The 8,193-nt window shown below is 66.3% G+C and carries 9 protein-coding genes; all 9 read right to left on the bottom strand.

What is annotated here, in order from left to right; all coding sequences use genetic code 11:
* On the bottom strand, nt 1-370 hold a 370-nt coding region (locus tag A5624_RS14570; RefSeq protein WP_066867292.1), incomplete at its 3' end, for a CAP domain-containing protein.
* Nucleotides 371-384: 14 nt separating this feature from the next.
* Nucleotides 385-1,017 carry a hypothetical protein gene (locus tag A5624_RS14565; RefSeq protein ID WP_066867290.1) on the bottom strand — a complete coding sequence of 211 codons (633 nt, stop codon included), beginning with the start codon at nt 1,015-1,017 and terminating at the stop codon, nt 385-387.
* A complete protein-coding gene (locus A5624_RS14560; protein WP_066867288.1) occupies nt 1,014-1,685 on the bottom strand; it encodes an Mce protein in 672 nt (223 codons plus the stop codon). The genes A5624_RS14565 and A5624_RS14560 overlap by 4 nt, the downstream gene beginning before the upstream one ends.
* A 17-nt stretch (nt 1,686-1,702) precedes the next feature.
* Nucleotides 1,703-3,178 (bottom strand): MCE family protein, encoded by a 1,476-nt coding sequence (locus A5624_RS14555; RefSeq protein ID WP_066867286.1) that lies wholly within the window; start codon nt 3,176-3,178, stop codon nt 1,703-1,705.
* Nucleotides 3,179-4,300, bottom strand: coding sequence for a virulence factor Mce family protein (locus tag A5624_RS14550; protein ID WP_066867284.1), 1,122 nt, complete (start codon nt 4,298-4,300; stop codon nt 3,179-3,181).
* Nucleotides 4,297-5,652, bottom strand: a complete 1,356-nt coding sequence (locus A5624_RS14545) for an MCE family protein (protein WP_066867282.1) — start codon at nt 5,650-5,652, stop codon at nt 4,297-4,299. Before A5624_RS14545 ends, A5624_RS14550 begins: the two co-directional genes overlap by 4 nt.
* Nucleotides 5,649-6,833, bottom strand: coding sequence for an MCE family protein (locus A5624_RS14540; protein WP_156749017.1), 1,185 nt, complete (start codon nt 6,831-6,833; stop codon nt 5,649-5,651). The genes A5624_RS14545 and A5624_RS14540 overlap by 4 nt, the downstream gene beginning before the upstream one ends.
* Nucleotides 6,830-7,858, bottom strand: coding sequence for an MCE family protein (locus tag A5624_RS14535; protein WP_066867280.1), 1,029 nt, complete (start codon nt 7,856-7,858; stop codon nt 6,830-6,832). Before A5624_RS14535 ends, A5624_RS14540 begins: the two co-directional genes overlap by 4 nt.
* On the bottom strand, nt 7,855-8,193 hold a 339-nt coding region (locus A5624_RS14530), incomplete at its 5' end, for an MCE family protein (RefSeq protein WP_197505155.1). The genes A5624_RS14530 and A5624_RS14535, both read right to left, overlap by 4 nt.

Below are 8,193 nucleotides of genomic sequence, written 5' to 3'. Positions count from 1 at the left end.
GGTTGACCAGTTCCAGGCTGCTGATCGCGATGGCCGGGTTGATCGCCACGGTCTCGGCGGCCCGGCCGCGGAAGCCGGCGGCGTTGGCGCGGTCCTGCGGCGTGGAACCGTCCGAGCCTATGTCGCCGTTGATGTTTCGGTTGTTGATCATGTCATCGGCGTGCCATTCGGCGGCCAGCGTGAGGGCGTTGTTCCTGACGACGTCGTTGGTGCAGCCCGCCTGGTGCTGCAGGGTGTAGACGGCCGACACCACCGCGCTGTTGAGCCGCTTGTTGTCGGCGTGCGCGGCCGGGGCCGCCACAGTGGCTGTCCCCAACAGCACCACGCCGACGGGCAGCACCCGGGCGCAGCGGCGTACCGATACTTCCATCACGATTCCTCGGGTCACACCGGGTCGAAGCGCGAAACCAGCCATCGGCCGTTGACCTTGTCCAGGGTCATCCGCACAACGGGCTGGGTGTCGGTGGGAGCGCCCGCACCGATGGTCACGGTCTGGTCGACATACACCAGCGCCACGGCATGGGTTTCAGATGCCGAAACCGACGCCGCCGCATTGACTTTGGCGACCGACGAGATGTGCTTCTCCTTCGCACCGGGAACGACGACCTGACGCGTCAGCTCGCCGTAGGCGTCCTTGAACTCACCGGTCAGCCGTTCGCGCGCCGCGGCGAGGTCCTTGTCCACCGTGTCGGCGTGATAGGACAACAATGCGATGGCGTCTTCGCGGGCGGCCTGCACCGATTCGGTGCGGGCCTGGGCGAGATCATCGGCCGCCCCGGCCGACCACTTGAGGTAGCCCGCGCCGAGCGCCAACACCAATGCGAGGCCGGGCAATACGCCGTAGGCGAACACCTGCGGCCACCCGATGCGCCGCCTGGTCCGCTCGGCCTTCGGTTGCGCCTCGGTGGACGGTTCTTCCGGCTCGGTGACCTCCGATTCCTGGTGTGCGTCTTTGGTTGCCGGGTCCAGTTCCTCGTCGGCCGTATCGACTTTCACGTCCTCGTTCAGTGTCGTCATGGCACGAACACCACATTGGAGACCTTGGCGTCATCGCCGACCGATCGGACCTCGATGCGCATGCGCCATTCCCGGGGCGCCTCTTCACCGCCGGCGGTGCGCGACTTCACCGCGACCGCCACCAGCACCTGGGCGGAGTCGCCGCGCTGGGATTCCAGTCCGGCATCGGTGACCGTCCCTTCCGATTTCGACTGTGCGGCCTTGACGACCTCCTCGAACGGCTTGGCCCGCTGTTCGAAGTCGTCGCGGAATGCGCCGGTGGCCAGGTCGAGGATGCGCTGCACGTCGGCGTCGACCTGGGTGTAGTTGATCGTGGTGAGGTTCACCGCGCCCTGCCGGGCCGTCGCAACGTACAGGTTCTGCCGGGCCTGCGCCTCGTGCTTCTGGTAGGCCCGGTATCCGAGCCAACCACTCAGGCCGGCCAGTGCGGCCACGATGACGGCGCTGGCCACCAACGCCGTCCCGACGCGCGACAGCCGCCGCCGCTGGAGACGCTCGCGCCACCGCGCGAACCGGCCCGCGACCGGACTCTCATCACCGTCGGCGTGTTCGGCGTGCAGCTTTTCAGCCTGCTCGGTTTCGGCGGCGTCGAGGTCCTCGGCGACGTCGATTGCCGTTGGCTCGTCGACGGTTTCCTCCGTCGTAGGAATTTCGGGTTTGTCCGCCATGGTGCTCCTTAAAACTGTCAGGGTTGCGGGACAAGTAGTTGTTGCCAGTTCTTGGCACGCGGGTGGGCCAGGTCCGATTGGGTGTAGCGGCGGCCGTCTGGCCCGATGTAGTCGCCGGTGGCCGGGTCATAGGTCGCGACGGCGGGCGGCGGGGGCGGCGCCGCGGGCGCCGCGGCGGTGCCACGCGGTGGTGGCAGCCGCGGATCCTGCCCCGGCGGGTAGAGCGGCACGCCCTGGCCGGTAGTGGTGGCGTTCGGGTCGCCCTTCCAGTTGTAGCCGTCGTTGAGCGGCACGTACTCCTCGTCGCTTTCACACAGCTCTATCGTGGGCGCCCTCTTCCACGGCTTGCTCTCGCACGGAATGTTGCGCACCCCACGGACATTGAACTCCGAGTCCTGCGGCACCCGGCAGAACAGGTCCGCGGCCGGCCGGTCTGGCGCGTCGACGCTGGCCGGTGAGCGGCGTTGCTGCGGCGGCAGGTAGCCGGTGGTGCACGGTGGCGGCAGGTTGAGGTTGAGGTTGAAGTCCAGCTGGGCACCCCGGTACTCCTGCTTGGTGTTAGAGCTGGGCACGATGATGGCCGCCATGGCCGCGATGCCCTGCGGGAGCAGGACCAGGAGTTGCTCGATGTCATGGCGGTAGACGACGGCGATGTCGCCCAGGCTCACCAGATTGGCGAACAGCACCGGCAACGCCGGCGCCACCCGGTCCAGCATCGCGCGGCCCTCCTCGACGCCGGAAGTGCCCTGTGTCAACAGGTCTCGCACCGCGGCGTCCTGGGCCTTGAATTGCGCCATGATGGCCGCGGTGTGGCCGGCCCACGTGGCGATCGCCTCGGATGTCTGCACCTGCGAATTGAGTACCGCCGGCGACTGGTCGATGAGGGCGGCAAGCGGGTCGACGGTGCGACCCCCGGCGATGGCCAACGCGGTCGAGCCGTCGACGATGCGGGACAACTCCGGACCGAGGCCGCCGACCGCCCGATTGGTCTCGTCGATCACCGTGCGCAGGTTGTCGCGTGGAATCGCTTGCAGCGCACGGTTGGTCAGGTCGAGCAGGTGCCCGATGTCGACGGGCACGTCGACATGTCCGGCGGTGATGACGTCGCCGTCTCGCAACGTGTGGGAACCATCGCCGTCCTTGCCGGGGGTCAGTTCGATGTACTGCTCGCCGATCGCGGATCGGCTGTGCACCGACGCCTGCACGTCGGAGGGCACCTTGACTCCCGATCGCATGGCCAGCACCGCGCGCACCCCGGTGGCGGTGACGTCGACCGACTTGACCTGTCCCACGTCGGTGCCGCGGTAGGTGACGACCGACGTCTCGTAGAGACCACCCGATTGCGGCAGATCGACGGTGACCTTGTACTCCCCGATCCCGAACAACGTGGCAGGCAGCTTCATGAAGTTGAATGCCATTGCGCCACAGGAGACGACGGTCACCAGCGTCAGGATTGACAACTGGATCCACGTCCGGCGATTCAACCGAAGCATTCAGTATCCCCCGAAATGGTACGGATAGGTCAGCGGGTTACCCCCGGTGACCGGGCTCGGCTGCATGCCGATGGTGCGACCCCACTGCAGTTCGAGCTGGGTGAGGTTGCCTTCCCAGCGCGAGCCGGTGAACAACCCTTGGTCGATGCGGCTCAACGTCAGATCGACGATCAGGGTGAGGTTGGCGTAGTCGCCGCGGAACCAGTTCCGCACGGTGGATGCCGGCCACGGGTAGGTCGCCAGGCCGTCCAGACCCTTGGTGAGGGAGGGGCCGGCATCGGCGAGCGAGCGCAGCACCGGCGCGATGTTGCGCAGGTTGTTCACCAGCGATTCCCTGCTCTGGTGGATGGTGTCGGCGGCGATCGCGCTGAATTTGCCGACCTGATCGATCGTGTCGGCGATCTTGGTGCGCTCCTTGGCCAGAACGTCCAGCGCCTTGGGCACCGACGTCAAGGCCTTGTCCACGACCGTGTCGTTCGCGGCAACCTGGCCGACCAGAGAGTTGAGATTCTCTGCGGCGGAGATGATGTCGTCGGTCTGATCATTGGTGCGCGCGATGAACTCATCGATCTGGTTGAGCAGACTGCGCATGTCGTTCTCGCGGCCGGCGAACGCCCTGGCGACCGCCTGCGTGATTTCCTGCAGCTGGCCGATGCCCCCACCGTTCAACAGGATCGACACCGACGCCAGTGTCTGCTCGGTAGTGGGATACAGGCTCGCGCGCGACAACGGGATGACCGACCCGGCCTTGAGTTGGCCTACTGGCGCTTCACCTTTGGGCGGCGCGAGTTCGATATGCATCGAACCGAGCAGGCTGGTCTGCCCGAGCTTCGCGGTCGAATTGGCCGGCAGGTGCACGTCGCCATTGATCCGCATGGTGACCAGGGCATGCCAATCCTGCAGCTCGATCTTGGTGACGTTGCCGACGTTGACGTCGTCCACCCGGACCCGGGTGTTCTCCTGGATGGTGACCACATCGGGCATCTGCGCCTGGATCGTGTACGAGCCCGGCCCCCCGCCGGCGGTACCGGGCAGCCTGAAGGAGTTCAGGCCGCGCCAACCACACGCGGACAGGGCGACCACGCATATCAGCCCCAGGACCGCGGCCCCAGCGCGCCTCATGAGGGCCCCGTCGGCAGCATCAGGTTCTGTAGCACCTCGATCGAACTGGTCGTGTTCGACGGCGGCGCGGGCGGGGCCTCGGTCGGCGGCGGCTGGTCGGCCGGCGCCGGCTGCTCGGGAGGCGGCGCGGGCTCGCCATCCGGCGGCGCGGGCGCCTCAGGCGGGGGCGGCGGCGTGTACCCGGGCCGCAGCCAGTCCTCGCTGTAGGTGATCTCGCTGGGCCGCGCCTGCGTCCCGACGAACGGGTTGATTCCCGCCGGAATGTAGTTGTAGATACGGTTTTTGATGATCGGGTTGAGGTACTGCAGGCACAGCTTCGACACCCGCGCCAGGCGCGCCCGCGACGCCGCCTCGATCGAGCTGCAGATGAACTGCGGGATGTCGGCGAAGTTGTTCAGGGCCAGGATGCCGGTCATCGCGCTCTGGGCCGGCTGGTAGATGTTCAAGAAGTTCTGAAACACCGTCGGGGCGATGTGCAGGATCTGCTTGATATCGCCGCGGCTGTCGTTGAGCGCCGTGGTGATGGAGCCCAATCGGTCGAAGGTGACGCCCGCCGCTTCGCGGTTCTCGGCCAGAAAATCACGCACGTCCGTGAGCGCGCCGTCCAGCGACTTCAACGCGTTGCCGACTTCGTTGGGGGTGTTGGACAGCAGCGTCGTCACGCCGGCCAGGTTCTGGTTGAACGAGGCCAGCAGATCGCTGCTCGAGTACAGCGCGGACACCAGCAGTTGCAGGTTACGCACCGTGCTGAAGATGTCGTCGGCGTGATCGCCGAGCGCCGAGATCGCCTCGGAAAGCTTGAGCACGGTGTCGCGCGCGGTGTCGCCCTGGCCGCGCACGTTGTCCGCCGCCGAGTCGATGAACTCGCCGACGGAGTTGACCCCGCCCGGGCTGGTGGGCTGCAGGGCGTCGGTGAGCTTCTCCAGCTGCTTGCGGAAGTCATCCCATTCGACGGGAACCGCGGTGCGGCTCAGGGGAATCGAGGCGCCGGCGCTCAGCTTCGGGCCGCCGGAGTACGCCGGGACGAGCTGGACAGCCCGCGACGTCACCAGCGATGGCGACAGGATCGCGGCGCGAGCATCCGCGGGGATCGAATACTGCTTGTCGACCGAAAACGTCACCTTGGAACTGCCGGGCTGGGGCTCGATCTTATCGACCACGCCGACGGCGACGCCGAGGATGCGAATCTCGTCACCCACGAACAGACCGTTGGCCTCGGTGAAATACGCCGAGTACGTATTCTTTTCGACGTCTTTCCACAGCTTGTTGCCGACCACGAACGACGCCACGACCAGCGTCAGGATCAGGGTGGCGGCGGTCGCCTTCTGTAGGGTGCCCCGACTGATGTTCATGGCGAATCGAAATCGTGGGGCGAGGGCGGCGGAATAGTGCGGATGGGCGGGGTGGACGGCGGGGGCGACGGTGGCTGCGACCACAGCGGCACCGGTGCGTTCTCCGGCGGCACCGGCGGGGTGCCCGTGGGCGGGTCCACCACCTCCGACGGCAGCTTCTGGTTGGGGTCCAGGAATCGGTCGTACATGTCCGCGTCGAGCACCGGGCCGCCGATCTGGCCGGGCACCAGGTTGGCGACGTAGGCCTTGAAAAACGGTCCCGAACCCAGGCATTCGCCAAAGGACATCGCATACCGTTTGAACTTGGGCAGCGTCTTCTGGATGTCTTCCTTGCGGTTGTCCAGGATCTCCAGTACGCCGTTGAGCTTGTCCAGGGCGGGTTTGAGTTGGGTCCTGTTGTCGTTGACCAGCCCCGAGATCTGATGCGACACCGCGGTCAGGTTGTTCATCAACGCGTCCAGCGAATCTCGTTCATCCAGCAGGGCCGCCAGCAGCGCGTTGGAATTCGCCACCAGTCCGGCGATCTGCTGGCTGCGCTTGCCCAGCACCGTCGACACCTTGTTGGCGTTGCCCAGCAGGCTGCGTAGCTGCGCGTCGCGACCGTTGAGGGTGTCGGAGAACCGCGCGACGCCCTCCAAAGCGGGCCTGAGGTTGGCCGGTGTCGCCTTGAGGGTGTTCGCCAATGTGCTCAGCGCCGTGGACAATTGGGCGGTGTCCAGGCCGCTGATGGTTGTCGTCAGATCGCCAAGGGCGTCGGGCAGCTCATACGGCGAGGTGGTGCGCTCCAACGGAATGGTGCCCGACAACTTCCCGGCGCCGCGCGGCGTCAGCTCGAGCATCTTGGCGCCCAGTATGGTTTCGGTCTTGATCGCCGCCTCGGTGCGGTCGCCCAATTCGACGCCCTTGTGCACGGTGAAACCCACCCGGACCTTGGTGCCCTCCAGGCGAAGGTCGGAGACCCGGCCCACGCCCATGCCCGAAACGCGCACAGTGTTACCGGGTTTGATGCCGCCGGCCTCGGAGAAGTAGGCCGCATAGTCGTCGGTGTTCTTGATGAACGGCAGCTTGTTGTACTGGAAGGCGACGATGGTCACGCATGCCAGGATGACGGTTCCCATCACGCCCAGCACGAAAGGGTTTCGCTGGTCGCCGGATTTGACCTTGGGAATTTTCAGCCTCATTGCGGCGTGCACCGCCCGCTGGGCTGGCCCAACAGCTTGACGAAGATCGGGTTGCCCCCCTTACCGTTCAGCTTGAGCAATACCTCGCAGAAGTAGAAACCGAAGTAGTCACCGTTGAGGCCCTGCCGGGCGAGCACCTGGTAGATGTCCGGGAGATCCTTGAGCAGTTTGTCGACGTATTCCTTGTCGGAAAGCACCTGCCCCGACACGCGATCCGTCTCGTGGACAACGTCTTTGATCGGCTGGCGGGACTGGGCGAGCAGATCGGTGATCGAACCCGCGGCCGCATTGATGTAGGCGAGGCCGGTGGAGATGTCGTTCCTGCGCTGGGCCAGCCCGTCCACCAGCTGGGCCAGCTTGTCCACGCCGTCGGAAAACTCGCGATCGCGGGTGGCGAAGGTGTGCAGCACCGTGTTCAGGTTGGTGATCAGCTGGCCGATCAGCTCGCTGCGCCCCGCCAGGGTGGAGGTCAGTATCGAGGTTTGTGACAGCACCGACGCCAGCGTCCCGCCCTGCCCCTGAAAGATTCGCAGCAGTTGACCGGACAGGGCGTTGACCTGATCGGGGTCCAGGGCGCGGAACAACGGACGGAAACCGCCGATCAACGCGTCGATGTCGAGCGCGGGCGACGTCCGGGCCAGCGGGATGGTCGCCCCCGGCGGCAGCCGGCGTGGTGGCCCCGGACCCTCCTCGAGCGCGAGATAGCGGTCACCGATCAGGTTTTCGTAACGCACGACGGCCTTGGTGCCCTCGCTGAGCCGAACGCCCTTGTCCACCTCGAAGTCGACGGTGACGGTGCCGTCACGGTGCAGGCTCAGGTCGCCGACCTTGCCGACTTCCACCCCGGCGATCCGCACGAAGTTGCCCGACTTGAGCCCGGAGATGTTGGTGAAGATGGCGCGATAGCCGGTGCGGTCCTCGAACCGCAACTGCCCGAACACCGCGACCAGCGCAAAGGTGAACAGCAAGCAGATCGCCGTGAAGCTGCCGACCCGCAGGATGATGCTGGATAGTTTCCTTCTCATGGCGGCGGCTGCCCCCCGCGCCAGAAGTAGCGAGGCCCTTCCGGAGGGTTCTTGGTGGTCGGGAACCAGTTGGCCCACCAGGGATTACCCGCGGCCACGTTGGTGCGGATCTCGTTCGGCGCCGCCCCCCAGCCGGTATCGGTGACCAGCGCCCGCACCGGGAAGTTGGCGCTGGGGTCGGGCAGCGAGCCACAGCTCGGCTTTCCGCCCGGCCCGCCGGTGGCGTTGACCTTGGGCAGGTGTTTCGGATACCGGTACGGGTCGTCGCCGAACAGCAGCGCCGCGTCGAGGATCACCGAATAACCATTGCCGCCCAACGCGTCTCGGCCACCATG

Origin of the sequence: Mycobacterium sp. 1482292.6 (genome assembly GCF_001672995.1) — a bacterium.
GTDB classification, from domain to species: domain Bacteria; phylum Actinomycetota; class Actinomycetes; order Mycobacteriales; family Mycobacteriaceae; genus Mycobacterium; species Mycobacterium europaeum_A.
The sequence above is the reverse complement of the archived record's forward strand: the minus strand, read 5'-3'. Positions and strand labels throughout refer to the sequence as shown.

Excerpts from the sequence above, each read along its gene's own strand:
- A5624_RS14565 (WP_066867290.1), bottom strand. The coding sequence starts at position 1,017 with ATGACGACACTGAACGAGGACGTGAAAGTCGATACGGCCGACGAGGAA.
- A5624_RS14560 (WP_066867288.1), bottom strand. The coding sequence starts at position 1,685 with ATGGCGGACAAACCCGAAATTCCTACGACGGAGGAAACCGTCGACGAG.
- A5624_RS14555 (WP_066867286.1), bottom strand. The coding sequence starts at position 3,178 with ATGCTTCGGTTGAATCGCCGGACGTGGATCCAGTTGTCAATCCTGACG.
- A5624_RS14550 (WP_066867284.1), bottom strand. The coding sequence starts at position 4,300 with ATGAGGCGCGCTGGGGCCGCGGTCCTGGGGCTGATATGCGTGGTCGCC.
- A5624_RS14545 (WP_066867282.1), bottom strand. The coding sequence starts at position 5,652 with ATGAACATCAGTCGGGGCACCCTACAGAAGGCGACCGCCGCCACCCTG.
- A5624_RS14540 (WP_156749017.1), bottom strand. The coding sequence starts at position 6,833 with ATGAGGCTGAAAATTCCCAAGGTCAAATCCGGCGACCAGCGAAACCCT.
- A5624_RS14535 (WP_066867280.1), bottom strand. The coding sequence starts at position 7,858 with ATGAGAAGGAAACTATCCAGCATCATCCTGCGGGTCGGCAGCTTCACG.